The sequence below is a fragment of the Brevibacillus nitrificans genome (genome assembly GCF_003710965.1).
Taxonomy (GTDB): domain Bacteria; phylum Bacillota; class Bacilli; order Brevibacillales; family Brevibacillaceae; genus Brevibacillus; species Brevibacillus centrosporus.
On sequence record NZ_RHHU01000003.1, the window covers coordinates 477711 to 504000 of the forward strand.

Here is a 26290-nt window from a genome sequence, read left to right on the forward strand (position 1 = left end):
GCATGCAAATGACGTTTCGTTGGTACGGACGAGGCAATGACACGGTTTCGTTGGACCAGGTGAGGCAAATTCCCGGAACGAAGGGCATCGTCTGGGCTCTGCACCAAAAGCCAGTGGGAGAAGTGTGGGAAAAAGCGGAGATCCAAGAAGAAGTGAGCTACATCCAGTCTTTCGGATTCCATGCCGAAGTAGTGGAAAGTGTAAACGTCCATGAAGCGATCAAGCTGGGGAACGAAGAGCGGACCCCGTACATCGAAAACTACAAGCAAACCATCCGCAATCTGGCAGAAGCAGGCGTAAAAGTCATCTGCTACAACTTCATGCCGATTTTCGACTGGACTCGGACCGAAATGTTCCATCCGCTCGAGGACGGGTCGACTGCGCTGTTTTATGAAAAGGCGAAAGTCGAGCATCTGGATCCGCAAGAGCTTATCCGTACCGTATCGGAAGCATCCGATTTGACTCTTCCCGGCTGGGAGCCCGAAAAGATGGCGCGTATCTCAGAGTTGTTTGAAGCCTATAAAGAGGTAGATGAAGAAAAGCTTTGGGAAAACCTCGGTATCTTCCTGAAAGAGATTTTGCCGGTTGCCGAAGAATGCGGCGTGAAAATGGCGATTCATCCGGATGATCCGCCATGGTCGATTTTCGGATTGCCTCGGATCATTACGGGAGCGGCAAGCTATGAGCGATTGTTCGCGATTTCCGACTCTCCATCGAACTGCATTACCATGTGCACTGGCTCGATGGGGGCAAACCCGGAGAATGACATGGTGGAAATCGCAGAAAAATACGCTTCTCGCGCACCATTCTCCCATATTCGAAATGTGAAAATTTACGAGAATGGTGATTTCGTCGAGACATCCCATTACACGCAGGACGGTTCTATTAACGTCAAAGGTGTCGTGGAAGCCCTGAGCAAGCAAAATTACACCGGATATGTTCGTCCGGATCATGGACGCCATATTTGGGGCGAGGTGTGCCGACCAGGTTACGGACTGTATGACCGTGCTTTGGGAATCATGTACCTGCTTGGTCTGTGGGATGCTTACGAAAACGCAAAGGCAGGGCAATCCAGATGATCCCGATCCATGAGAACCTGAAAGACCGAGTAGCAGTCATCACGGGAGGCAGCGGTGTCTTGTGCTCTCGCATGGCCAAAGAACTGGCTAGGCATGGGGTAAAGGTAGCCATCTTGAATCGCACAGCGGAAAAAGGGCAGCAAATTGCAGATGAAATTCGTGAAAACGGCGGGAAAGCTCTCTCGATTGCAACAGACGTACTGAGCCGTGAGTCATTGGAGACGGCGAAAGAAGAAATCATCGCAGCGTTTGGTCAAATCAACATTTTGATCAACGGAGCGGGAGGCAATCATCCTTCTGCGATCACGGACTCAGAAGTACACAGCGAGGACAACCCGGGAAAATCGTTTTTTGACTTGGAGGAACAAGGATTTGCCCAAGTGTTTAACAGCAATTTCACGGGGTCCTTCCTGGCTAGTCAGGTTTTCGTACCAGCGATGCTGCAGACGGATGCACCGACGGTTGTGAACATTTCGTCGATGAGTGCCTATGCACCGATGACAAAGGTTCCTGCCTACAGTGCAGCCAAGGCGGCGATCAACAACTTCACCATGTGGATGGCCGTACACTTTGCCGAAACGGGCCTGCGTGTCAATGCCATCGCACCCGGCTTTTTCCTGACAGCGCAAAACCGCAGTTTGCTGCTGGATCAAGAGGGGAACTATACCGCCCGATCACAAAAAATATTGACGGGAACGCCGATGAAGCGCTTTGGTCAACCGGAAGATTTGCTGGGGACTTTGCTCTGGCTGGTGGATGACACCTACTCAGGTTTTGTGACGGGTGTTACGGTTCCGGTCGACGGCGGATTTATGGCCTACTCTGGAGTATAGTTTCACTCTCGGATTGACGGGGGGATGGATATGAAGCTGCAAGTAGCATTGGATCGACTGGAATGGTCGGAATGCTTTCGCCTGATTGAACAGCTGCAGGATGCCGTTGACCTTGTCGAGATCGGTACGGGCGTCATAAAAGAATACGGGATGGCCATCGTGCGAGAAGTGCGAGAAGCTTTCCCGGTTCTGCCCCTCGTCGCAGACATGAAAATATGCGACGCTGGCAGGTACGAAGCGGAGCAGGCATTGCTTGCTGGTGCCGATGCGGTAACCGTAATGGGCTTTGCGCCGCTCTCGACGATACGTGACGTGCATGCGGTGGCAGGTAGGCTGGGAAAGCAAGCGATCGTAGATCTGTTGGGCATAACGGATCGGAGCAGGGTAAACCAGCTGGCGGAAGCGGGCTGCTCCCATTTTTGTCTGCATGTCGGATTGGACGACCAGTCCGCTGGTCATCAGGCTGATCAACGATTGTTTGAGCTTGTACAGCCTCTCGCCCATGTGAAGATCAGCGTGGCGGGCGGGATCAACGAGCAGACGATAGATCGGTTCCTTCTGCAGCCGGTTCACACCGTCATCGTCGGTTCAGCCATTACGGGGAGCAAGCAGTCCAGACATGCGGCGGAGCAGATCAGAAGCAAGTGCCAATCGCTGAACGAAAGTGGATAGCACCCTTTCAGGATCAAATATTCAATAAATATTGTAAAGCGTTTTCATCCACGCTATAATTTTGCTACACAGGAAATAAATCGTTTTACTAAAACGTTTTATTTTGATCATAACCAGGCTATGCTGGTTTTAGTAAAATGAAGCTATTGCGTAAGTAGCAAAAGATGGGATGGAAATATGAAAAATATCACAATAGCAGATGTAGCCAAACACGCGAATGTGTCGAAAAGCACGGTGTCGCAGTATCTCAACAAGCGATACGACTACATGAGCGAAAAAACGCGAAAAAAAATCGAGGAGACGATCAAAGAGCTGAATTATCAGCCCAACAGCGTCGCCCGAAGTTTGAAGCAGAAATCGACCTTTACCGTCGGCGTTGTGGTCGCGAACATCTTGCATACATTTTCAACCTACATCATCCGCGCGATTGAAGATTTCTTTCACGAGCACGATTTTCAGATCATCGTTTGTAATGCAGATGATGAGCCCGAGAAGGAAAGAAAATACATCGAAATGCTCCGGGCCAAGCAAGTGGATGGCATTCTCATTTTCCCGACCGGCGGCAACCTCGACTTGTATGAGCAGATGAAAGACGACGAGTTTCCGATCGTTTTCATGGACCGGACAATAGAGCATCTGGGCATCGATACCGTCATGCTGGATAACCACCTGGCTGCCCGGCTGGCTGTCGACGAGTTTGTGAGAAACGGCTATAGCCGAATCGCGATCGTGACGACATCGATTATTCGCAACATCTCTCCGCGTATCGAGCGGATTCAAGGGTATCGAGACGCACTTCGGTCACACGGCATGGAGGTGAACGAAGCCTACATCAAAACGATGGATGTCGGCCAAATTTCCCTTGCGTTAGCGGACCTGTTTCAGCAGACCGTACCCCCACAAGCCATTCTGGCGGGAAATGACATCGTGCTCGTCGAGGTCTTGAAATTCATGAAAGAAAACAACAAGCACATCCCGAAGGACGTTGCCGTCATCGGAATCGACGAAGTATCCTTCGCGAGCTTCTATACGCCATCCATCACCACGATCGCACAGCCGACGAAGGAAATGGCGAAGAGTGCAGCGGAGCGGCTGCTGCAACAAATTCGAAAAGAAGAAAGACCAGAGGAACTGCCGATTATCCAGCGATTTGCGCCAGCGATCATTTTGAGAGATTCCTGTGCGGTGAAATAAGCAAGCGGTTCAAAGTTCTGCAGTAGAGAGGGGAAGCGAAGGCTCCACCATTTTTCACGGTGAAGCCGGGCTTTCTCACTCCAAAACTAAACCGATTTACTCTCTGAAAAACAAAATGTATGCGTTTTCCTTCTCCGTTTGCAGAAGGCGATCACAGAGAAGCATCATGGAGCGTTCTATTGGTTTTATTCCATCACGGTAAGAAAAAAAGGAGGAGATTCTGTGTTTTCAAAGGACAAGCTTCCCGTCATTATCATGTTATTTTTGGCAGGCGTAATCAACTATCTCGACCGTTCCGCTTTATCGATTGCCGCTCCTTTTATTCAAGATGATCTGACGCTCACGGCCACACAAATGGGCATCATCTTTTCCAGCTTCTCGGTCGGTTACGCTGTGTTCAACTTCCTGGGTGGTGTCGCTTCCGATAAGTACGGAGCCAAGCTAACGCTGTTCGTCGCGATGATCGTCTGGTCCCTTTTCAGTGGTGCCGTCGCATTGGCAGTCGGTTTCGTGAGCTTGATCGTCATCCGCATTTTGTTCGGGATGGGGGAAGGACCTCTCTCTGCTACGATCAACAAGATGGTCAACAACTGGTTCCCGGCTGATCAACGCGCATCTGTCATCGGTCTGACAAACAGCGGTACTCCTTTGGGTGGTGCGATTTCCGGTCCAATCGTAGGTTTTATCGCAATCGCTTACAGTTGGAAAGTTTCGTTTCTTCTCATTATGGTCATCGGCTTGGTATGGGCTGCGTTTTGGTGGAAATCTGTTAAGGAAAGACCAGCAAATAGCCAGAAGGAAAGCACGAAGGCACAAACAAAGCCAGAAACAACCGAAAAAATTCCGCTTACTTTCTATCTGAAACAAAAAACAGTCTTGTTCACAGCATTTGCGTTCTTTGCTTACAACTACATCTTGTTCTTCTTCCTGACCTGGTTCCCTAGCTATCTGGTTAAAGCGCACGGTGTCAGTGTAAAAGATATGAGTATCATTACGGTTATTCCGTGGGTATTAGGATTTATTGGCCTTGCAGCAGGCGGCTTTGTCTCCGATTACGTTCGCAAAAAATTTGTTAACAAAGGCATGCTCTTCTCGAGAAAAGTGGTTCTGGTAACATGCCTGTTTATCTCCGCGGTTTGCATTGGCTTTGCGGGACTCGTAACAACGACTGCAGGCGCGGTTACGCTGGTAGCACTGTCCGTTTTCTTCCTGTACCTGACAGGTGCGATCTACTGGGCGATTGTTCAGGACGTTGTCGATCAAAACAACGTGGGATCTGTTGGTGGATTCATGCACTTCCTGGCGAACACCGCAGGGATTATCGGTCCGACTCTGACCGGCTATTTGGTAGATACATCTGGCTCCTTTACCTCCGCGTTCTTGCTGGCGGGCGGATTAGCCGTTGTAGCTTCCCTGACTGTCATCCGTTTTGTACAACCGATCGTCAAAAAAGTTCAACAAATGTATTAATCCAATCAGCGGCGCTCGCTTCCCTCGCAGTCTAAGTAGGGGAGAGGGCGTCGCTTTTTTTGTGTGTAAACGACGAAAAACCCCTCTGCCGCAAGCAGAAGGTTTGTTCGAAATGAACAGTCTTCCTGCCAGCCAAGAGGGGGAGGGGGCGCATCCGTTTTAGCTGCTGAAAAAACTGCGGCTGGAATGCTTTCTTTTGTAATGAGAGCTTCCGTAATACGAATGCCCGTGTCCGGAGCCGTGTCCAGGGGGATGGCCGTATCCTTTGCGATACTTGTGGTCACTGCTGCTATATTTGCGATAACTGTGAGAGGATGAGTGATTCCCCATCAAGCTTTTCAACAGTTTTTTCAGCATTTCCCATCACTCCTTGTGGTGTCGATATTAGGATATACGAATATCTTAGGCAATCGTTTCATTTTTTTGCGACGCGATGCTTCATTTTTTTGTATAGGCGGCAAAAATCCGATCGATGCGATTTGTCCAGATCCCCCCAGAGAAACCTTCTGGAATCCGCTCGAGGTCATCAAGCGTATCAAAGCCGCTGGATGCATCGCCGCTACCCGCTACGAGAATGACTCGCGTATCTTGCTTGTCCATTCTTTCCATAAAACGGGTTGGCCACCCCCAGAGCCAAGGGGCAATTTTGTCTGGAATGTGCAGCTGCGTCTGACCGCAGGCAGCAGGTACATATCCCGACCAGCCTACGGCAATATAAGGGAGCAGGCAGCTTTTTAAAGTCGCCATCGACATGACGCGCATGTCTGGGAGCTGCTGGTGCATCGTGGCGATTGGCTCGTCACCTCCGTAGACGGTGAGTTTTTCCCTGCGTTCCTCAGGTAGCTGAGAGAGATACGTTGCCAGCATGACACCTTCATCCGGATCGTTACTTTTGACGTGAATCAACAGATATTGTGTGGGAAAATTGGCAAAGACATCATCGAGTGATGGCATCAAGCCGATTCCCTTGCCGCGAAAAGGAAAGCTAGCTCCATTATCCGCCGTATAGTTGTACCCGATATCCAGCTTTTGCAGGTCGGCCAGCGAGAAGTCGCGGGTAACTCCTTCGCCATTTGTACGGCAACCCAGCGTCCAGTCGTGAAAGACGGCAAATTGCCCATCCTTGGTCGGCTGTACGTCCAATTCTACTACATCTGCCCCATGATCAAAGGCGGCTTGCATGGAGGCGATGGTATTCTCCAGATAAGGATGCTCAGGAGGATAGATCCTTTCAGCGGTACAGGTATCGTTCGTGATGCCCTCCATGTGGAAGGTCTGCGCCATGCCGCGGTGGGCGAGAAGAAAAGGCTCGCGTGCAGATGGCTTTGCAAAAAGCGAGCTATTGTTCACATAAACGAAAGCGATCAGGATCAAGAGGATCCAGAGAGCAGGACGCTTCCAGAAGGGCTTTCGGGGCTGGCGTTTGTCATGTCTTTTGCTCATTTGTTGGAAACCTCCCGAATGTTGGATAAGGTTCACCCATTGTAGCAAATCAGGCGGTGCATGAAAAATGACCATGGTCTGGTAAACTTGCAGATTTCCATGAGGAAGTCTTGGCATAAGGAAAAAAGACTGGCACAATAAGAGAAACCATGCTAGCAGTCAGGAGGTTCCATGAAAATCGCATTGCATCATATAGCATATCAAATCGGATACCATCCAAATGAGATGGCCAAGCTGGTTCATGATGGGGAAATCACCGGAGATGTCCCGGAAAACAATCCACAGTCAAAGGACGCCTGGGTGGATTTGCATTCCTTGAGAAACTTCATCCAATGGAGGCGGGATCAGGGGCGAATCGATACCATGTTTTACGACAAGGCGATTCGTCATATTGACAAGCATCTGCGCCGCTAATAGAGACAAAAAGGAAACGGAGAAGATACAGACATGACGATGATTTATTGCCTGGTACCGAAAAGCTATTGGGAACAGTGGGAGGGACGGGATCATTACCTTCCGCGCGACTATGAACAGGAAGGCTTTATCCATGCTACAAAAGGGGACGATCTGCTCGCAAAGGTAGCTGACCGCGTCTATGCGACCTATGAAGGAGAGCTGCTGGTGCTCGTCGTCGATGAAGCCAAGTCCTCCTCGCCAGTAAAATATGAGCAGGCTAAGGATGGTCTATTGTACCCCCATATTTACGGACCGTTAAACCAAGACGCGATCGTAGACGTGAAAAGCATGGTGCGGACGAACGGTCACTGGGCGCTTGGTGCAAGCGTCCGTTGATTCGCTGCCCTACCAGTTAAACCATTGTAACAGGTCAAGTACCTCCCGGCGTTTTTCCTCGGGGAGCTTGTCTAGCCTGCGCAGGAGCAGTCCGATTCGCAGCCGCTGCTCCTCTTCTGTATCGGTTTGCTTGTGGGCATGAATCCGCTGGCGCTTTAGCCTGACGGTTTCAGTCTCCGAGATGATTTTGAGCAGCATGCGTTCAAGCAGATCCAGTGATGCCATATGTAAAAACCTCTTTGCCATGTAATCTGTTACTCGCATTATAGCACGGACTTCTTCGCAAGGTAGGAAAAACGAGAGACAGAGGTGCGATTGCCACACAGGCATAGAAGCATAATTACTCCAGAAATGGCGCACAATGGGATAGGTGCAATCACCAAGATACCACGCTGCAAAGGAGAGCTTATTCATGGCAAAACCAGATGATCGTTCAGACAACGCAGAAAAGCTGCAGGAGATGCTGCAAAACACGGAGGAACGTATTCGTGAGTCACAAGACTATGTAGCTGAGAATGCAGGGGAAATCTCGGCAGAGGAAAAAGCAAACATTGAAGCGAAAAACGAGCGTCGGGCAGAAAGTATCGAAGGTTATCGTGCTGAGATCAAAGACGAGATATCCCAAAGCTAAAGATGTAAATGCGCCTGTTGCCTCCCGTGCGACAGGCGTTTTTTCTACGAAGTGTAACAATACATGATTTGTTTTGCGAAACGTGGTAATCTGTTAGAGGAACAAATTGAGAATAGAGGAGAAAGACTATGAAACGACCAGAAGACACACGCGTCGTTGTCGGCATGTCCGGCGGGGTCGACTCCTCCGTGACGGCTCACCTGCTCAAACAACAGGGATATGACGTCATCGGCATCTTCATGAAAAACTGGGATGATACCGATGAATTCGGCCATTGCACGGCGGAAGACGACTTCCAGGACGTTCGTCGCGTCTGTGAACAAATCGGTATTCCATACTACACTGTCAATTTTGAAAAAGAATACATGGATAAAGTATTCCAGTATTTTTTGGATGAATATAAACGTGGGCGCACACCAAACCCGGATGTCATGTGCAACCGGGAAATCAAGTTTGGCGAGCTTTTAGCCAAAGTCATGGATCTGGGGGCGGATTACATCGCGACGGGTCACTATGCGCAAGTAAAGGAAGTAGATGGGGAATTCAAGCTCATCCGCGGTGTTGATTCCAACAAGGATCAGACCTATTTCCTGAACGTGCTCGGCCAAGAGCAATTGTCCAAAACGATGTTCCCGATCGGGCATCTGCCGAAAGCGCAGGTCCGTGAAATCGCGGAGCAAGCGGGACTTGCGACGGCCAAGAAAAAGGACAGCACGGGAATCTGCTTTATCGGAGAACGGAATTTCCGCGAGTTTTTGCAGAACTATCTGCCAGCCAAGCCAGGTAACATCGAGACGGTGGATGGGACTGTAATTGGTCATCACGACGGATTGATGTATTACACACTCGGCCAGCGTCAGGGACTAGGCATCGGCGGTGGTCATGGAACGAGCGGTCAACCATGGTTCGTGGTAGATAAAGATCTGGCACGAAATGCGTTGATCGTAGGAGAAGGCTCTGATCATCCGCGCTTGTACTCGACCAGCCTGATCGCGACAGACGTAAGCTGGGTCAGTGACAAGAAGCCTGCTTCGACATTTACATGTACGGCAAAATTCCGCTACCGCCAGCCTGATCAAGGGGTCACCGTTCATATTCGGGAAGGCAGCACAGTGGAGGTCGTATTTGACAAACCGCAAAAGGCAGTCACTCCAGGACAGGCTGTCGTCTTTTACGACGGAGAATACTGCTTGGGTGGCGGTACGATTGATAAAGTCACCTTGATGGATAAATAGAAGAACCGAGACAGACGGGGGTAACGCGGTGGATCCAACGAAAAAGTCGAAAGTCATTATTGTATCCTTTGTAGCAGGAGCACTTCTGCTAGGATTCCTGGCATATTGGGGCATGGCATCAACAGGAAACGAGCATATGGCGACCATCAAGAAGGTCATTGCTGAAAAAGGCGGGGTCGTTGTAGCGCATGGTGTGACCGCTGTTCCTGCTGATGAGAGCCCTTTTGAACGAGGCGGAAAAGGGAATACCATCTACAAGATTGATTATACGAAAGATGGGAAGCCGTACACGGCCTGGTACCGTTCTGAAAATCATTCCTCCATTTTGAAAGAACCGGAAGAATGGATTCTTCCTTGAGCGCGTGAACCATTTTTGGGAGAGTAGGGTTGATCATGACCGAATTTGCTGGGCTTCGTGAGCTCGCTCGACTTCTGCAGCGGATTGAACCAAATCTGGCAGGAGGCTCTTTGAGCATTTTAGCGCATGAAAACAAAGACGAAATCGCAAAGCAGCTGCTGGATGGTTTTGGCGTTTCCTTGCCTGTCCAGCACAGCTCTGGTGAATATGCCAACCATTTGGCGATTCTGCGTGCCGGCGGGAACAAGTACACGTTCGCCCAAGATTGGCGAGAAGTGTACATCAGTGAGATTAACTACTGTGCATGCCGTATCCCGGCAGGTTCCCATGGCTTGCTGGTCCACCACGTTGATTACCCGGGAGTTATTTACGATGTCTCTCGGAAATTAGCCGAACACGAAATCAATATTTCCAAGCTGAACGTCTCACGGGAGCAAAAAGGAAAAAATGCGTTGCTCGTATCCGTGACAGATGAAGAAATCACACCAGCGGTCGTTCGCGCGATCGAGGAGCTGCCGCAAATTACAAAGGTGGTCTCTTTGCAATAGGCTCGCGGTGTTCCGTTTCTTTCCAAGCGAGGCAGAAATGATGATAGAAATGCGTACCGTCCGCATGCTTGCGGGCGGTTCTCTTTTTTCCTGATTCTACAAGATCTGACAAATAGTAGATCTATCAAGCTTTTGTGAACCTTTTGCTTCTCGCAGGGGGAAAACTCGCTCCTCTCTCTTGACTGACACGATATATTGATGTAAAGTAAGTTTTACCAACTACATATTGATGCGGATAGGTGTCTTGCTACGAAATATCGGCAGACTTAATAGGGAAGTCGGTGAGAATCCGACGCGGTCCCGCCACTGTAAGAGGAGAGCTCATTTGTATAGGCTACGCCACTGGTCGACGTGATTGGGAAGGCGAAATGAAGCGATGATCCTATAGCCAGGAGACCTGCCTACCCGTTAAACACGTGTAAACCTACGGGAGATAGGGGAAGTGTTCGAGCGCTCGATTCGTTTTGACGAGTCGATTATCAGTGGATGATTGCGCATTCGACTATCTCTACCCGTCGAATGCGTTTTTATTTTCCTGACAGGTAGATAGGATCGCGCTACATAGAGGAAAGGATGAGGGCGTATGCTCATCGCGTACGATTCCAAAACGGGAAACGTTCGTAGATTTGTAGGAAAGCTGGCTTTGCCAAGTATAGAGATTGACTCTGAGATGGTGATCGAGGAACCGTTTGTTCTAGTCACGTATACGACTGGCTTCGGACAAGTCCCTGAAAAGGTGGCATCGTTCCTCAGCAGGAACCATCGTTACATGAAAGGCGTATCGGCGAGCGGCAATCGCAATTGGGGCGCGAGCTTTGCGAAGAGCGCCGATACCATTTCCCATCAATACGGTGTTCCTGTGATTTCCAAATTTGAATTATCCGGTACCGGCAGGGATGTCGAACATTTTACGAACGGGGTGGCCAGCATTGCGGCATATTGAACTGAACAACGAACTGATGCAACGGGGCGAGGATGGCTTTTATCAGCTGGAAAAAGATCGGGAAGCCGTCGAAGTCTTTCTTGAGGAAGTACAAGCCAAAACATTGACCTTTAACAGTGTAGGGGAACGGATGGATTATCTGATCCAAAACGATTACTACGAAAACGTCTATGAACGTTACACGGAAGAGCAGGTCGAAGAAGTATTCCGTTTGGCAAAGGACGCGTCTTTTCAATTCGCCTCTTACATGGCTGTCTCGAAGTTTTACAAAGACTATGCCCTGAAAACAGACGATAAATCGATGTATTTGGAACAGTATCCGGACCGCGTAGCGATTGTCGCACTCTCGCTGGCGCAAGGAGACTTTGATCGTGCCAAGCGTCTGACGGTCTCGATGATGGACCAACGCTTGCAGCCTGCGACGCCAACGTTTCTGAATGCAGGAAAAAGTCGTCGTGGCGAAATGGTATCTTGCTTTTTGCTCGAAATGGACGATTCCCTCAATTCGATCAACTACATATTGGGCACATGTATGCAGCTGTCCAAAATCGGCGGTGGAGTGGCCGTCAACCTGTCCAAGCTGCGCGGCCGCGGCGAACCGATTAAAGGAGTAGAAGGTGCTGCCAAAGGAATTATGCCGGTACTGAAGCTTTTGGAGGACGCCTTCTCCTACGCGGACCAGATGGGTCAGCGCAAAGGCTCAGGAGCTGCTTATTACAACATCTTCGGCTGGGATATCAACGAGTTTCTCGATTGCAAAAAGATCAATGCGGATGAAAAATCACGGATCAAAACGCTCTCGATCGGGCTGATTGTTCCAAACATGTTCTACAAGCTGGCAGAAGAGAACAAGCCGTTGACCATTTTCGCCCCGTACTCGGTGTATAAAGAATACGGCCAGCATCTGGACGACATGAACATGGACGAAATGTACGAAGAGCTGCTCGCAAATGACAACATCAAGAAAAAGACGATCATGAGTGCACGGGACATGCTTACCAAGATCGCTATGATTCAGCTGGAGTCCGGCTATCCGTACATCATGAACAAGACCAACGCCAACAAAAATCACGCGCTGAAAGACATAGGCTCGGTCAAAATGTCCAACCTGTGCACGGAAATCTTCCAGCTCCAGGATACCTCGACCATCAACAACTACGGTGAAATGGACATCATCCGTCGGGACATCAGCTGCAATCTGGCATCCCTGAACATCGTGAATGTAATGGAGCAAAAGAAGATTCGCGAGTCGGTCCATGAGGGCATTGAAGCCATCACATCAGTAAGTGACATGACTGCTGTCGAGAACGCACCAGGTGTCCAAAAAGCAAATCGGGAGCTGCACTCTGTCGGTTTGGGTGCCATGAATTTGCACGGGTATCTGGCAAAAAACAAGATCGCGTACGAGAGCGAGGAAGCGAAAGATTTTGCCCGCACGTTTTTCATGATGATGAACTTTTACTCCCTTGAAATGAGCATGGAGATTGCTAAAGAGCGAAAAACGACCTTCCTCGGTTTTGAGCAGTCTGAATATGCCAAAGGGACGTACTTCTCGAAATATGAAGAGACGGATTATCGCCCTCGGACGGAAAAGGTCAAGCAGCTGTTCGCTGACATGTACATCCCGACAACTGAGGATTGGGCACAGCTGAAAGAAAAGGTCCAGACCTATGGCTTGTATCACGCTTACCGACTGGCGATTGCACCTACTCAAAGCATCTCGTACATTCAGAATGCGACATCGAGTGTCATGCCGATCGTGGAGCACATCGAAACGAGAACATACGCAAACTCGACTACATACTATCCGATGCCGTACCTGTCACAGGAGAATTACTTTTTCTATAAATCAGCGTATGTCATCGATCAATTCAAGGTAATTGACCTGATCGCGGAGATCCAAGAGCATGTAGACCAAGGGATTTCCACTGTTTTGCACGTCAACAGCAATGTATCTACGCGAGAGCTGGCACGCTACTACATTTACGCTGCGAAGAAAGGTCTGAAGTCGCTCTACTATACACGGACCAAGCATTTGACAGTGGAAGAGTGCATTAGCTGCGCAGTGTAAACTAGGAGGCCGAGACCGTGGATCTGAGGCAAACGCTGACGAAGCAGTTCAATCCGCTTGTATCGCATGTGGAGCGTACATTTGAGCATGTAATAGGCTCAGGTGCGGCTCTGATGGTTATTCACCGTGATGAGATCGTGATGGAAACATACTGGGGCAAGCAGTCCCTGGAGCAGTCAGCACGAACGGTTCAAGCAGATACCCAGTTCCACGCAGCTTCTGTGAGGAAGAGCTATATTGGCTATGCAGCTGCTTATGCTGTGACCTGTGGAGCCATCGCTTCCATCGACGATCAGGTGATGAAATACTTGCCGCATTTGGACGAGGAGCGGATGACAGGGACCACCATTCGCCATCTGCTGACGCATACACACGGCTTGCACGGAACCTATACGGGGGAGATCGTACGAGAATTTCCTGCTGGAAGCAGTTGGGCGTATCGAGGAGTCGGCATTGATATGCTGGCGCAGATCGTTAAAAGAACGACAGGCAAAACGATCGCCCAAATCGTTCAGGAGCAAGTCTTCCAGCCGCTCGGATTTATGGAGACAGGCTGGCGCGCCCAGATGGACCCGAAAATGGTTGAGGTCATCCGCAAGCCAGATGACACCAGCTGGTACACGAGCACAAGCACCGAGGGTGACAAGATGAATCTCTACGTATCCGCACGTGAGCTGGCATACTGGGGCTATTTTCACCTGAAAAAAGGCTTTGTGGACGGCAAACAGCTCGTCCCCCGGGAAGTAATCGATCTGGCGACAACGGTGCAAAGCCCTCCGCTGCAGGACAAGGACTTGCCACAGAACGGCTTTTTATGGTTTGTGAAGGACCTGCCTGCGGATAAGACCGAGATCGGGGAGCGAGTACCGAGGGGGTCTTATCAAATACTAGGCTATACAGGCGTTACGCTGCTGGTCATTCCTGAGCACGAATTCGTAGCTGTGCGGATGTTTAACAGCTTCGGATCCCCTCCTGGCTACGACTATTTGGGGGATGTCAGAGGGTTCGGGGATTGCGCCATGCGGTGTCTGCTAGAGAGCTAGGAAGAACGAAATAGAGAAGAGGAAAGCCTACATGAAAGCTGTCAATTGGAACAGGCCCGACGATGATTTCACCATGACGTTTTGGAACCAAAACATCATGCAGTTCTGGACCGATGATGAGATTCCGCTATCCGACGATAAAATGGCTTGGATGGAGCTATCGGATACGGAGCGTGACACCTATAAAAAAGTACTCGGAGGATTGACTCTGCTGGATACCGTCCAGGGAGGAGTCGGGATGCCGAAAATCATGGAGCATGTGGACGGACTGCAGCGCAAAGCCGTGCTCGCCTTCATGGGAATGATGGAGCAAATCCATGCCAAGTCGTACAGCAGCATCTTTACGACACTGGCCGCGACCGAGGAGATCGACGAGATTTTCAGCTGGGTCGAGCAAAACCCATATCTGCAAAAAAAGGCCGAAATGATCTCCAGCCGCTATCAGGAAATCCATACGCAAAAGGATTTGTACATGGCTATGGTTGCTTCCGTCTTTTTGGAAAGCTACCTGTTCTACAGCGGCTTCTTTTATCCCCTCTACCTCGCAGGGCAAGGCAAGATGACGAGCAGCGGAGAAATCATCGACCTGATCGTGCGGGATGAGAGCATTCACGGATTGTACGTGGGTGTACTGGCGCAGGAGGTTTACCAGCGTTTGACTGTCAACGAGCAGAAGGCATGCAAAGAAGAGCTGTATCAGCTGCTGGCTGAGCTGCATCAAAATGAAGAGGCCTATACGACGCAGCTGTATTCATCAATCGGTCTGGCACAGGATGTCCATGCCTACGTACGATACAACGCCAATAAAGCGTTGATGAACCTCGGACTCGATCCGTTCTTCCCGGAAGAGGATGTCAATCCAATCGTGTTAAACGGGATCAGCACCCATACCAAGCAGCATGATTTCTTTTCCAAGAAGGGGAATGGCTACGTTCGCAGTCTCCACGTTGAGCCATTGACAGATGACGATTTTCGGTTTGATTTTTAAAATCCATTTGATATACGGAAGATTTTCGTTTATTATGTCTACACAACCATATAGGAACGGATAAACGATGTTGAGGAAGAGCAAGTACGTATCAGAGAATGAGGCACAGAGAGTCGGTGGTTGCTGCGAACCGATCCTCACCTGATACCGAATGGGCTTCTGAATCGCTCCGCTGAAATTTAAGTAGGCGTTGCCGGGATTCTCTCCCCGTTATCAAGAGAGGAGTATCGTAAGGTTGACTTCTGACATCTTACCGTACTTTCGAGTGAATCGCTTTTGGCGATTAAAAAGGTGGTACCACGATAACCTCGTCCTTTACTGGGCGAGGTTTTTTATTTTCCGTGAAAGGGGTGATGTCCATGGATGATGGCTGGTGGATCTCTTGTTTACATGACACAAGCAAAATGCTGAGGAGGATCAGATATGAAAGAGCGGATTTTAACAGGGGATCGGATTACGGGAAAGCTTAACTTTGGGCATTACGTTGGCAGCTTGAAGAACCGAGTCGAGCTGCAAACCCAATACGAAACGTACTTGCTGCTTGCGGACGTCCAGGCCCTAACGACTCATTTTGAACAACCAGACTTGATTCAAGAAAACTTGCGGCAGGTGGCCTTGGACTATTTGTCAGCAGGCATCGACCCTGATCAAGCCACGATTTTTATTCAGTCCTTGATCCCGGAGATTGCGGAGTTAACCATTTACTTTTCCATGTTTGTGACCGTTAATTCCTTGCGTCATAATCCTACCATCAAAGCGGAAGCCACGGAGCGCGGCTATCAAGAGATGTATTACGGTTTCCTCGGATACCCCGTCAGCCAGGCGGCAGATATCACCTTCTGCAAGGCGACGTTAGTTCCCGTAGGAGAAGATCAGGTGCCTCATATCGAACAAACACGGAAAATTGTTCGGCGATTTAACCAATTGTATAAGCCTGTGTTAGTGGAGCCCAAACCGCTTGTAGGGGATGTTCCACGACTTGTCGGATTGGATGGCAATCACAAAATGAGCAAAAGCCTTGGAAATGCCATCTATTTGGATTCCACTCCGGAAGAGGTGCGTGAGAAGATCAAAAAAGCGACGACGGATCCTGCACGCATTCATAAAACGGATATCGGTCATCCAGAAATTTGTCCCGTCTACGCTTATCATCAAGTATTTCGTAAAGAGGGCTCCGATGAGATTTATGAAAGCTGTAAGAAGGGTCAAATCGGATGTGTGGAATGCAAACGAAGCATTTCGCAAAGCATCAATGATTTACTCGAACCCATGAGAGAACGCAGAAGCTTGTACAAAAACGATCCGAAAAAGGTCGATGAAATGCTGATGTCTGGTACGGCAAAAGCCCGGCAGGTAGCCAAAGAGACCATGCAAGAGATTCGTGAGGCAATGAGTATGAACTATTTTTAAAAAACGAAAGCCGATACCCCTATTGGTGTCAGGGGAATCGGCTTTTCTTTTACACGTGCATTACTGAAGATGAACAGCTTCCTGCATATTCGCCATCGCAGGCTGACTGATCAAGCCTAGCCTCCACAAGGCAAAGCCCTTCAGGCTGTAGCGCTTGGCAAGGCCGATCTTTTGATTGACAGACTGCTCGTTTTCGCTGCCCATAGAGATGCCCAGGATCAGCTTTTCCTTCGGTACTTGGGCGAGAGCCAGCTTAATGGCTTGATCGACCCGGTTCATCGGCTCGGGACCTTTTTCGTTTTCATACGCGTAAGCCATGATGACGAGATCATCAGCCAGACTGCCGAGGGTGGCATAGTCATAGCCCTGATAAGCTCCGTTGAGCGGATGGAGCACCAGTGTCAGTTTGACTCCAAGATTTTTCGTTTGTGCAGAAAGGAGCTGGACGAACTCGTTGTAGTCCTGCTTGATTTCTGCTCCCTGTCCATTCATTCCCAGACCTTCAAAATCAAGGACAATCCCTTCGAGTCCTTTTTCCTGTACAATAGTGAGGATGTTGGCGATGGCCTGATCCCGCAAGCTGCTGTCCGAGAGCAAGGTAGTCAATTCGTTGTTGGCATCCCCTGCAAAGACCATGAGATAGGGTGTGGTTCCGCCAGATTTCGCTTCATCGATAATCATTTCCGGCGTGGTTGTGCCTGCTGCCTTTGGCCAGTAAAAATCGTTGCCTACAAGAGTCAGGCTGCCGTCTTTGTCTATCCGGCTCCACCCAAATGCAACCGAGTCAAAATGGGAAATCAAGTCCTTTTGCGCAAAGGAAGAAATCGCATAAAATGCCAGACTGTAGAGGTCGCGTGCTGGTGAAGTAATGGACACTGTCTTCGTCGAATCATTCCAGCTCACTTGTGCTCCGAACTGCTCACTGAAAAACCGCAGCGGGATGAGGGTACTGCCTTTTGTTTGATAAGGAGCTACTGCGAGAGTAAATGACTGGTCATTGACCGAGATCTGCGGGTTATTCAAAGTCATTTTGACCGTTTTCTGCTCCTGCCCGCTTGTTTGGACCGCCGTAATGGATTGCGTCGCTGCGTCCCATTGCACATCGATGCCCATCGCTTCTGAGATGGCTCGAAAGGGTACCATTGTCGTCCCTTTTTCGATGACAGGCGGTGTCGGAAAAGCGAGTGGATAACCATCTAATAGAATCGTAGTGGCAGGGGGAGCTGTCGAGGCCGATGCCTCAGCAGATAGACCGACCATACCACTCGTACAAATGGACAGGGAAAGAAGCAGCTTCCATAGTCTCGTTTTCATGCGAATTCCTCTCTTTTCGGGAGTCGTTTTACATACCACTTATAACAGGATTACGTAAATCATTGCAAGAGTTGTTTCATTCAAACGATGTGAAATTTACAGAAACCAGGGAATTGTTGGAGGAATTATGAGACATGCTGCTGCCTATTTCATTCTTCTCTTTGCTCTCGTAAGTGCAGGCTGCTCAGAAGAGGCACCTGCTCCTACGAAAGGGATGAAATTGCCAATCGATAGAGATGCGACGCAAAAAGATCCAAAGCCTGCAGCTGGAATGCAGTCAGGATTTGCAGGGGAAGAAATGAGCAAAGAGTGGATCGTGAACCGCCTAGTTGATATTTCTCGCTACTATTTTCGCGAGCAAGAAGAGGCGTTGAATCAGAATTTGCCCTTCGAGGAGTTCCGGGATGATCTACAACGCTACATGACAGACCGCTTTATCGACCAGGAAGAACTGGAGCAATACTACGATGGCGGGATTGGCATGACGCGATTGTTTCTCTTTCACTACGAACCCGGGACGCTAAGAGCGCGCACAACCATCCTCGACCAAACGGAGGATCGCATCGTGGTGAAGACGATGTGGTTCGCCAATGAATTAAACAGCGGGTACTATGAGATCAGCACGCTGCTAAAAAGCGGAGGGGCCTGGCTGTTGGATGAAAAGCGGAGGGAGGAGACGCCAAAGGGGGGATTTCAGTTGACGATCCAGGAAGCAGAAACCTACCTGAAAAACTACCCGTATGCGGAAAAGCCGATCCAATCAGTCAAGTTCGCAGGCAATCAGACATTGGAAGACGCGCATGGGGAGTTTGCAGTTTTTTATCAGTTCGATTGCGATGGCGAAACGTATTACATTTCTCCGATTGACGGGTATGTATTGTCAGCTGATCTGGAGCATTATTAGGCGTGAGGAAGGTAGAAAGAGACGGCAGCAACTAAGCCTTTTTTCTCATGAAGTCTGTCAGAGAATCTATCTGTTGCCTTCGCTTATGAAACAGTGCCAGTCTATGAGGATTCCATAAAAATCAGCGCAGCCTGGCTCCCTATCTTTCGAATGAATATCGCTTTCCCAACGGCATCTGTCCATGTGGGGAGGCGTTTTTTTGTTCCATCGTGAAATGCGCGGCGACAACGGTACAGCGGTATATTTGCCTCAAAATGAAGTGTAAACTACATTTTTGCGGAAGTATTGTAGTGAATTCTTGCAGAAGATATAATATTCACAAAATTAACTTCCGATCAGTCTTCAAAAGGAGTGCCGCAGATGGATGAGCATGTAAAAGAACGGATTCGAAAGCAGTATGGAAATCTCACAGCCAGTCAAAAAATCATTTCCAAATTCGTCATCGAAAAGCCCAACCTGATCGCAATCCATACCGCCAAAAAAATTGCCGATCTGACAAACATGAGCGAAGCGACGGTCATTCGCTTTTGCTACGCCTTGGGCTACACAGGCTATACCCAATTGCAGGATGAGATTAAAAAGGCGCTGCTGATTGCGGATCCGCGCAAAGGTCCTATTCAAAAGTACCGCGACTCAGAAGAAATACGGACGAAGGACAATTATGCCCAGCAGGTCATGGAAACGGACATCGCTTATTTGCAGCAAGGTCTGCAGCAGCTAGATTACGACCTGCTTGACCAAGCCGCACGTCAGATTATCTCGGCAAATCGAATTGTCGTTGTAGGCTTTCGCTGGTGCCATATTCCTGCCAAATGGCTCTTCTCGACCCTCAATGCCATCAAGGGAAACACCCATTTGTATACGGGCGCGGTGGATAACGCGGACTACTTTCTCACAGAACGAGACCAGGAATGGCTCGTGATTGCGCTTTCCTTTCCCAGGCACCCCGCTGAAACGGTGGCGCTCGTCCAATCTGCCAAAGCATTGGGAGCCAAGGTACTCGCGATCACGGAAGGGGAGCTGTCACCGATAAGCCAGATGGCGGATCTGCTTTTGAAGGTTACGACTCCCAAGCCAGCAGCAACCAGTGGCATGCCTGTTTTGTTTTCCTTGTTAAACGTGTTGATCAAAGGAGTGATGGTCTACGACGCAAAGAATGTCCAGAAACGGCTGCAGCACTATGACGAAATCAGCTCACAGCTTTACTCGTTCATTGGCGATGAGGATGAATTTACGATTTGAGAGGAAGGGATGAGAACGATGACCAAACCAGTCACGTTTGCAGCAACAGGCGACAGCTTTATTACACGCCTACTTCATAAGGACGAGGCTTTCGAAGAGGTAGCTGCTTTGCTTCACCGGGCAGATGTTCGTCTAGCCAACCTAGAAACGACGGTACATGACAGCAAAGGATACCCGAGCGCGCAGAGCGGGGGAACGTGGGCAATGTCTCCTCCGGCTGTCCTGCAAGCCATGAAAGAGTATGGCTTCAACATGATCGGCTGGGCGAACAACCATACTCTCGATTATTTGTACGGGGGACTGGAGGCGACCGAACAGCATCTAAATGAATACGGTTTCGTTCATGCGGGCGCAGGTAAGAATTTGGCAGAAGCGGGTGCACCAAGGTATTTGGAATGCGATTCTGCCCGCGTCGCATTGATTGCAGCTACCTCCACCTTCCATCCTTGGTGGGCGGCAGGTGAACAGCGAAGAGACAGTATCGGCAGACCGGGAATCAATCCGATGCGCTACATCATGACGCACTATCTCTCAAAAGAAAAGCTGGAGCAATTAAAGGCAATCGCGGATTCTGTGGACATAAATGCCTTCAGCAAAGTATTGATCGAGGAAGGCTTCATGAATTCACCGGGACAGGATGTTTTTCTGTTTGGGAACTCGCTTTTCAAGATGGGCGAGCAGGAAGGAACCAAAACAGAGCCGCACCCACGCGATATGCAGAGAATCATCAAAACGATTGAGGAGGCGAAGCGCAGGGCGGATTACGTCCTGATCAGCATCCATGCCCACGAAATGAAAGGGGAACAGAAGGAAGCACCGGCAGAGTTTTTGGAGACTTTTGCCCGTGCCTGCATCGATGCAGGGGCACACGCTGTTGTTGGCCATGGCCCGCATCTGCTAAGAGGGATCGAAATTTACAAAAACCGCCCCATTTTCTACAGCCTGGGCGATTTTATTTTCCAGACGGAGGTGGTTACCAGTCAGCCCGCGGATTTCTATGAACAGTACGGACTTACTCACGACCACAACGTAGCGGATGCCTTAGAGGCGATGAGTGCGAACTACACAAGGGGGCTGTGCGTTCATCGGGAAGTGTGGGAAGCTGTCGTCCCGATCTGGAAAATGCAGGATGGTGAGCTGCTGGAAATCGAGCTGCACCCGATCGAATTGGGCTATGATTTGCCGATTCATCGCATGGGGTGGCCGAGGCAAAGTACATCTTCTGCCATTGTTGAGCGTCTGCAGGCTTTGAGTGAGCCGTACGGAACAAAAATCGACGTGGAAGGAAGCATGGGAAGAATACGAATCAAAAAAGAATCGGGCAGTGCGAAATGGAGTGATGGGCAAAATGGCTAGGTTGACAATGGTATTGCTGTTTGTTTTGTACATGATCAACTACGCAGACAAGACGATTGCAGGGTATTCAGCGGTACCGATCATGGATGAATTTGGACTTTCACAGAAGGAGTGGGGGCTGGTAGGAAGCAGCTTTTTCTGGTTTTTTTCTATCGCAGGGATCCTGGGTGCGGCTCTCTCGGATCGGATCGGAACGAAAAAGATGCTGGCGATCATGGCGATTTCCTGGACGGTGGTACAGTTTGGCGCTTATGCGATCGCCAGCTTGCCGATGCTCGTCCTGGCGCGTGTCCTGCTCGGCATAGGGGAAGGTCCGTTTTGGGCAACAGTTGTCAGTCATCTAAACAAATGGTTTCCTGAAGAAAAACGCGGCCTCGTTTATTCCACTGTCAATTTTGGCGCTTTTGTGGGGGCGGTTGCGTCCGCGCCATTACTGGTTGCCATGATCGATCAGAACGGTTGGCGCTTTGCCTGGGCATTCATGGGGGCGCTCAGCCTCATCTGGTTTCTGGTCTGGATCTGGGTGGGGAAAGAAAAGCCAGCGATTGCGGTGGCCGCCTCTCAGCCAGCCAGCGTAGAAGCACCAAAAGCGAAGTGGTCGGAAATATCCAAGGTCATGCTCTCCTCCACCTACATTTTTTGCTTTTTGATTTACTTCGGACAAATCTGGGGCACCACCTTTGCAGCCGTATGGGAGCCTGTCTATCTGGTGAAAGCCATCCATCTCACGAACCAGCAAATGGCCTACTCGATTGCAGGGACAGGGCTGGTAGCGGGACTCATGACCATTCTCATTTCTTCGATTGGGGACCGGTTGTACAAAAAGCATCGCTCTTATCGCAAATCCTACGTATGGGTAGGCGGCGTATCCATCATTCTCGGTGGACTGTTCTTTTACTCGGTCACTTGGGTACAATCGACTGCACTTGTCCTGATCGCACTTTGCTTAGGAAAAGGTTTTGCTTTTTCCGTAGGAACGGCTTCATCCGTCATCGTCAGCAGCCTGATGCCCGCTAGAACAGGTCTGCTTGTCGGGGTGATGTCCAGCCTGGTTACGTTAGCAGGGATCATTTCTCCGCTCGTCACGGGATCCATCGTGCAGGCAGCGGGGGATGTAGCTATCGGTTTTGGTCATGCGATGAGCCTGAATGCCTTGATCTTTGTAGTTTTCGGAGTCCTTTTTCTGCTATTTGCCAAACGGAATGAAGGGAAAATAGAAATAACCTCTCCCATCTCGAACAGAATCGAAAACTAATACTTTCGCCCGATTATTCGGAATGTTAAAATTTTTAAAAGGAGGTAGATATGAGATGTATGATTTGAACGAGAATTTGAAGCGCAGTGCCCACAACTTTCCAGATCGTCCCGTGTATGTTTATCAAGGAGAGAGCACTACATATGCGGAGCTGGACCAGCAGGTAGAGTTTTTGGCAGCGGCCCTGGCGAAAAGAGGGATCGGCAGTGGGGATGCAGTGGCTCTCCTGTTAGATAACCGCCCCGAATTTGTGAGCGCTTACTATGCCATTCTCCGAGTCGGGGCAGCTGTCGTCCCCATGAATCCTATCTATACTCCTAGAGAGATCAGTTATATTTTGTCCAATAGTCATACCAAAGCAGTGGTGGCTCTGCCGGCGCTGGCCCCGACCATAAATTCGTTAAAAGAAGAGCTTCCTGAGCTGCAGCTGGTCATCTATACAGAGCCAGTGGGGGAAGAACTTACGATCGGGCAGCTGATCAGTGAGAAAGCGACCGAATACGAAGAGCCAGAACGACACGAGGATAGTCTGGCTGTTATCTTATATACATCGGGAACAACCGGGCAACCCAAAGGGGCCATGCTCTCCCATCGCAATATGGATTCGAATGCAGAAGCGATGGGCATCTTGTTTGAGCTTGAGCCGGATGATCGCGTTGTAGCCGTTTTACCGATGTTCCACGTCTTCTGCATGACGGTATGTCTGAACGGCCCGATTCGCTCCGGTTCTACCATTTTGATCGTCCAGCGCTTCCATCCAGTAGAGGTGGTCAATGTCATTCGCGATCAAAAAGCGTCTTGCTTTGCCGGAGTTCCTACCATGTACAATTACATGCTGCAGCTTCCTTCCGCTACGCGGGCGGACTTTTCTACCATCCGCGTATGCTGCTCCGGTGGGGCTTCGATGCCAGTCGAGCTGCTGCACAAGTTCGAGGAAAAATTCGGCGTAAAAATCATGGAAGGCTACGGACTGTCTGAGGCGGCTCCTGCGACTGTATTCAATCCGATTCGCGGCACACGCAAGCCGGGATCTGTCGGCATTGATCTTCCAGGTGTAACCAACAAGGTGGTGGACCCAGAAGGAAATGAAGTTCCGCGTGGGGAAGTAGGAGAGTTGATCGTCCATGGTCCGAACGTCATGCTCGGGTATCTCGGACTCCCGGAAGAAACGAAGGCAGCTCTCAAGGATGGCTGGTTGTACACAGGAGACCTGGCGCGCATGGACGAGGAAGGCTACGTCTACATCGTCGACAGGAAAAAGGATATGATCCTCGTAGATGGGTACAACGTTTACCCGCGCGAGGTGGAAGAAGTGCTCTATCAGCATCCGGCGATCATCGAAGCGGCCGTCATCGGTGTTCCTGATGAGGTACATGGAGAAGCGGTCAAAGCCTTTGTCGCCTTGAAAGAGATCGCGGTATCTCAGGAGGATATCTTGTCGTTCTGCCACGATAAGCTGGCAAAGTACAAGATTCCACGTCAGGTTGAATTCGTAGCGGAGCTTCCGAAAAACAGTACGGGCAAAATCCTGCGTCGTTCCTTGCGAAGCTAAACAACCAAACAAACGAATACAGAGCCTCGCAAATAAAAAACCAGCTGCAAACAAACGTTTGGGCTGGTTTTGTTGTTGTCTGTTCCTATTTGATCGGGCCACGCTGAGCCTGCAGGTTTACGTAGAAGGCACGTTTTTCGAGAGTAAAATTTCTGACAGCCTCGAGCTGCTGCATCTGTTTCTCCAAATGCTCGAGATGATCATCCAGGATTTCCATTCGTTTTTTCAGTGTCTCGTCGACATGCATGACGGGATAATCGTCGGCTAACAGGCAGCCTTCCTGCACAAATGCAGCAATTTCCTCCAGCTTCATGCCGGTCTGCTTCAAGCCGTGGATAAAGCGGATGAATCGCAAGTCCTGTTCGCTGTATCGGCGGATGCCGTTTTTCCTGCCTTCTTGACGCGTGGGTTCAGGCAAAACGCCGATTTTTTCATAGTATCGCAGGGTGTAAGCGGAAATCCCTGTAAGTCGGGCGATATCACTGATGGTGTACATAGGATGGAATCTCTCCCTTACGCAGTCAGGAATGGACGAGGACGATCTTCCCTGTCGCCTTGGATGTCTCCAATAGTTCATGAGCCCGTGCCACTTCATGAAAAGGAATACGATGGGAAATCAGAGGCTGAATCATCCCCTGAAGCAACAAGGAAAACAAATGCTGCACATCCTCGAAAAACCACTCCGGCCGCTCTTTCTTCAGCGTCGTAATACTGTATAGGTGGACGGGGTTCCCATTTGCCGTTGTCCCATCTTCGGTCAACGCCTGCCAGCGAGCCGCCCAATCATTTTCTTCTCCTTGTGAAATGACCGAGGTATACCCATATCCGATAAAGATGCCACGTCTATGTAAGGTTCGCATCGAACGATCCCAGTTCCTGCCTCCGATCGGATCAAATACAGCATCCATGCCTTCAGGTGCTTGCTGTGATAGGACTTCTACAAAATCCTCCTGGCGATAATCGATCGCATAGGCACCATAGCTCGTCACGACAGGATGCTTGTGGGCGGAGGCGGTTCCAAACATCTTCAGATTAGCCAGCTTTCCCAGCTCCAGGAGGGCCGTTCCTACCCCGCCGCTGGCTCCATGAATCAGCACGCGGTTTCCTTCCGACACGCAGGCGAAACGATGAAGCATTTGATAGGCAGTCACATAATTCAATAGGATCGACAATGCACTCGCTGGATCTAACGAGGCAGGCACCGGGATGACTTCGCCGACCGGTGCGTAGAGATAGGATGCATAACCGCCGACTCCATCCATAAAGACCGCGACACGATCTCCAATAGCAAATGGCGTGACGCCTTCTCCTTTATCTATGACGATGCCAATCGCGTCATAACCGGGTGTAAAGGGAGGCTGTGGGCTAGACGGGTACAGACCTTTCCTGCGCATGAGATCGGCAAGTGCGACACCAGAGTACTCCACTTGAATCAGCAATTCACCTCGGTGAGGCTTTCGCAGCGGCTCCAAAACGAGCTTGAGGACATCTGTTCCTCCATATTCAGTTACAATTGCACGGGCACTTCTCATCTCACAATCCCCTTTTCTATTTTCAAAGTTGGGTATATGGTAAGTGTTAGAGTAAACTCGAAGTCAAGGGGGGGAAATGCCGTGCAAGAAATAAAGGTCGAACAGTTCCAGCAGCTGGTGGAGCAAAAGCAGTCATTCGCCCTTTTCGTCTATACGCCGATGTGCGGAACCTGCAAGGTAGCAGAACGAATGCTACATGTTGTGTGCGAAGCATTACCCCAGGCAAATGTATACCAGATGAATATCAATACGGCGCCGAGCATGGCTTCTCAGTGGGAGATCAGCAGTGTTCCTGCCCTGCTTTTGTTCCGAGAGGGTGTACTTGTGGAGCGTCATTTTGCCATGCAATCTGCGGGGTTTCTCTTTGAGCGTCTAAAGGTTTTGAACTAGACATACACCTAATTCCTTCGCGCGGAATAAAAAGA

The 26290-nt window shown here is 49.8% G+C and carries 28 protein-coding genes, 1 riboswitch and 1 other annotated feature; of the genes, 22 read left to right on the forward strand and 6 right to left on the reverse strand.

The genetic code is table 11. From position 1 onward, the window contains the following. Positions 1 to 2: 2 nt before the first annotated feature. From uxuA to EDM59_RS04255, 5 genes are all read left to right on the forward strand, one after another. Positions 3 to 1079, forward strand: coding sequence for a mannonate dehydratase (uxuA, locus tag EDM59_RS04235; RefSeq protein WP_122922456.1), 1077 nt, complete (start codon positions 3 to 5; stop codon positions 1077 to 1079). Then, positions 1076 to 1912 (forward strand): SDR family oxidoreductase, encoded by an 837-nt coding sequence (locus EDM59_RS04240; protein ID WP_122922457.1) that lies wholly within the window; start codon positions 1076 to 1078, stop codon positions 1910 to 1912. Before uxuA ends, EDM59_RS04240 begins: the two co-directional genes overlap by 4 nt. A gap of 30 nt (positions 1913 to 1942) precedes the next feature. Then, a complete protein-coding gene (gene hxlA, locus EDM59_RS04245) occupies positions 1943 to 2584 on the forward strand; it encodes a 3-hexulose-6-phosphate synthase (protein ID WP_122922458.1) in 642 nt (213 codons plus the stop codon). Positions 2585 to 2761: 177 nt separating this feature from the next. Further along, the gene (locus tag EDM59_RS04250; protein WP_122922459.1) at positions 2762 to 3778 is read left to right on the forward strand and encodes a LacI family DNA-binding transcriptional regulator; all 1017 of its coding nucleotides are present in this window, start codon (positions 2762 to 2764) and stop codon (positions 3776 to 3778) included. Positions 3779 to 4000: 222 nt separating this feature from the next. Continuing rightward, entirely contained in the window at positions 4001 to 5248 is a 1248-nt protein-coding gene (locus tag EDM59_RS04255) for an MFS transporter (protein WP_122922460.1), read from the forward strand. A 159-nt stretch (positions 5249 to 5407) separates the two neighbouring features. Here the strand turns inward: EDM59_RS04255 and EDM59_RS04260 are convergent, their stop codons facing one another. Further along, positions 5408 to 5605 (reverse strand): hypothetical protein, encoded by a 198-nt coding sequence (locus tag EDM59_RS04260; RefSeq protein WP_122922461.1) that lies wholly within the window; start codon positions 5603 to 5605, stop codon positions 5408 to 5410. Between the two features lie 81 nt (positions 5606 to 5686). Beyond that, the gene (locus tag EDM59_RS04265) at positions 5687 to 6691 is read right to left on the reverse strand and encodes a glycerophosphodiester phosphodiesterase family protein (RefSeq protein ID WP_122922462.1); all 1005 of its coding nucleotides are present in this window, start codon (positions 6689 to 6691) and stop codon (positions 5687 to 5689) included. Positions 6692 to 6862: 171 nt separating this feature from the next. On the opposite strand from EDM59_RS04265, the gene EDM59_RS04270 reads away from it, so the two are divergent. Both EDM59_RS04270 and EDM59_RS04275 read left to right on the forward strand, forming a co-directional pair. Beyond that, the gene (locus tag EDM59_RS04270) at positions 6863 to 7105 is read left to right on the forward strand and encodes a hypothetical protein (RefSeq protein WP_122922463.1); all 243 of its coding nucleotides are present in this window, start codon (positions 6863 to 6865) and stop codon (positions 7103 to 7105) included. Between the two features lie 33 nt (positions 7106 to 7138). Further along, complete coding sequence (locus tag EDM59_RS04275; protein WP_092266888.1) at positions 7139 to 7483, forward strand: DUF952 domain-containing protein; 345 nt, start codon at positions 7139 to 7141, stop codon at positions 7481 to 7483. Positions 7484 to 7492: 9 nt separating this feature from the next. Here the strand turns inward: EDM59_RS04275 and EDM59_RS04280 are convergent, their stop codons facing one another. Continuing rightward, positions 7493 to 7708, reverse strand: coding sequence for a hypothetical protein (locus EDM59_RS04280; protein ID WP_092266889.1), 216 nt, complete (start codon positions 7706 to 7708; stop codon positions 7493 to 7495). 187 nt (positions 7709 to 7895) lie between these two features. Between EDM59_RS04280 and tlp the strand changes: the two genes are divergently transcribed. The 9 genes from tlp to trpS all read left to right on the forward strand — a co-directional run bounded on the left by tlp (position 7896) and on the right by trpS (position 16710). Continuing rightward, the gene (gene tlp / locus EDM59_RS04285; RefSeq protein ID WP_122922464.1) at positions 7896 to 8114 is read left to right on the forward strand and encodes a small acid-soluble spore protein Tlp; all 219 of its coding nucleotides are present in this window, start codon (positions 7896 to 7898) and stop codon (positions 8112 to 8114) included. 128 nt (positions 8115 to 8242) lie between these two features. Then, positions 8243 to 9349 carry a tRNA 2-thiouridine(34) synthase MnmA gene (mnmA, locus tag EDM59_RS04290; protein WP_122922465.1) on the forward strand — a complete coding sequence of 369 codons (1107 nt, stop codon included), beginning with the start codon at positions 8243 to 8245 and terminating at the stop codon, positions 9347 to 9349. Between the two features lie 28 nt (positions 9350 to 9377). Then, a complete protein-coding gene (locus tag EDM59_RS04295; protein WP_092266892.1) occupies positions 9378 to 9707 on the forward strand; it encodes a hypothetical protein in 330 nt (109 codons plus the stop codon). A gap of 35 nt (positions 9708 to 9742) precedes the next feature. Next, entirely contained in the window at positions 9743 to 10255 is a 513-nt protein-coding gene (locus tag EDM59_RS04300) for an ACT domain-containing protein (RefSeq protein ID WP_092266985.1), read from the forward strand. A 220-nt stretch (positions 10256 to 10475) separates the two neighbouring features. Then, positions 10476 to 10674, forward strand: a riboswitch (cobalamin riboswitch). A 164-nt stretch (positions 10675 to 10838) separates the two neighbouring features. Then, complete coding sequence (nrdI, locus tag EDM59_RS04305; protein ID WP_092266893.1) at positions 10839 to 11198, forward strand: class Ib ribonucleoside-diphosphate reductase assembly flavoprotein NrdI; 360 nt, start codon at positions 10839 to 10841, stop codon at positions 11196 to 11198. Beyond that, on the forward strand, positions 11185 to 13269 hold the full coding sequence (gene nrdE, locus EDM59_RS04310; RefSeq protein ID WP_092266894.1) for a class 1b ribonucleoside-diphosphate reductase subunit alpha: 2085 nt from the start codon (positions 11185 to 11187) through the stop codon (positions 13267 to 13269). Before nrdI ends, nrdE begins: the two co-directional genes overlap by 14 nt. Positions 13270 to 13286: 17 nt before the next feature. Next, positions 13287 to 14312 carry a serine hydrolase domain-containing protein gene (locus EDM59_RS04315; RefSeq protein WP_122922466.1) on the forward strand — a complete coding sequence of 342 codons (1026 nt, stop codon included), beginning with the start codon at positions 13287 to 13289 and terminating at the stop codon, positions 14310 to 14312. A 31-nt stretch (positions 14313 to 14343) separates the two neighbouring features. Next, positions 14344 to 15300 carry a class 1b ribonucleoside-diphosphate reductase subunit beta gene (gene nrdF / locus EDM59_RS04320; protein WP_092266896.1) on the forward strand — a complete coding sequence of 319 codons (957 nt, stop codon included), beginning with the start codon at positions 14344 to 14346 and terminating at the stop codon, positions 15298 to 15300. Between the two features lie 61 nt (positions 15301 to 15361). Beyond that, positions 15362 to 15619, forward strand: a binding site (T-box leader). Between the two features lie 104 nt (positions 15620 to 15723). Continuing rightward, positions 15724 to 16710: a tryptophan--tRNA ligase gene (trpS, locus tag EDM59_RS04325; protein ID WP_122922467.1), complete on the forward strand. Its 987-nt coding sequence runs from the start codon at positions 15724 to 15726 to the stop codon at positions 16708 to 16710. Positions 16711 to 16770: 60 nt separating this feature from the next. Here the strand turns inward: trpS and EDM59_RS04330 are convergent, their stop codons facing one another. Then, entirely contained in the window at positions 16771 to 18024 is a 1254-nt protein-coding gene (locus tag EDM59_RS04330) for a stalk domain-containing protein (protein WP_122922468.1), read from the reverse strand. A 127-nt stretch (positions 18025 to 18151) separates the two neighbouring features. Between EDM59_RS04330 and EDM59_RS04335 the strand changes: the two genes are divergently transcribed. The 5 genes from EDM59_RS04335 to EDM59_RS04355 all read left to right on the forward strand — a co-directional run bounded on the left by EDM59_RS04335 (position 18152) and on the right by EDM59_RS04355 (position 24333). After that, positions 18152 to 18928, forward strand: coding sequence for a hypothetical protein (locus EDM59_RS04335; RefSeq protein WP_122922469.1), 777 nt, complete (start codon positions 18152 to 18154; stop codon positions 18926 to 18928). A gap of 360 nt (positions 18929 to 19288) precedes the next feature. After that, the gene (locus EDM59_RS04340; protein ID WP_122922470.1) at positions 19289 to 20170 is read left to right on the forward strand and encodes a MurR/RpiR family transcriptional regulator; all 882 of its coding nucleotides are present in this window, start codon (positions 19289 to 19291) and stop codon (positions 20168 to 20170) included. Between the two features lie 18 nt (positions 20171 to 20188). Continuing rightward, a complete protein-coding gene (locus tag EDM59_RS04345) occupies positions 20189 to 21526 on the forward strand; it encodes a CapA family protein (RefSeq protein ID WP_122922471.1) in 1338 nt (445 codons plus the stop codon). Continuing rightward, positions 21519 to 22781, forward strand: coding sequence for an MFS transporter (locus EDM59_RS04350; RefSeq protein WP_122922472.1), 1263 nt, complete (start codon positions 21519 to 21521; stop codon positions 22779 to 22781). Before EDM59_RS04345 ends, EDM59_RS04350 begins: the two co-directional genes overlap by 8 nt. A 55-nt stretch (positions 22782 to 22836) precedes the next feature. Beyond that, entirely contained in the window at positions 22837 to 24333 is a 1497-nt protein-coding gene (locus EDM59_RS04355; protein WP_122922473.1) for a long-chain-fatty-acid--CoA ligase, read from the forward strand. An 85-nt stretch (positions 24334 to 24418) separates the two neighbouring features. Here the strand turns inward: EDM59_RS04355 and EDM59_RS04360 are convergent, their stop codons facing one another. Both EDM59_RS04360 and EDM59_RS04365 read right to left on the reverse strand, forming a co-directional pair. Next, positions 24419 to 24829 carry a MerR family transcriptional regulator gene (locus tag EDM59_RS04360; RefSeq protein ID WP_122922474.1) on the reverse strand — a complete coding sequence of 137 codons (411 nt, stop codon included), beginning with the start codon at positions 24827 to 24829 and terminating at the stop codon, positions 24419 to 24421. Positions 24830 to 24854: 25 nt separating this feature from the next. Then, a complete protein-coding gene (locus tag EDM59_RS04365; RefSeq protein WP_122922475.1) occupies positions 24855 to 25865 on the reverse strand; it encodes a medium chain dehydrogenase/reductase family protein in 1011 nt (336 codons plus the stop codon). Positions 25866 to 25946: 81 nt separating this feature from the next. On the opposite strand from EDM59_RS04365, the gene EDM59_RS04370 reads away from it, so the two are divergent. Then, complete coding sequence (locus EDM59_RS04370; RefSeq protein WP_122922476.1) at positions 25947 to 26255, forward strand: thioredoxin family protein; 309 nt, start codon at positions 25947 to 25949, stop codon at positions 26253 to 26255. The last annotated feature ends 35 nt before the right edge of the window (positions 26256 to 26290 follow it).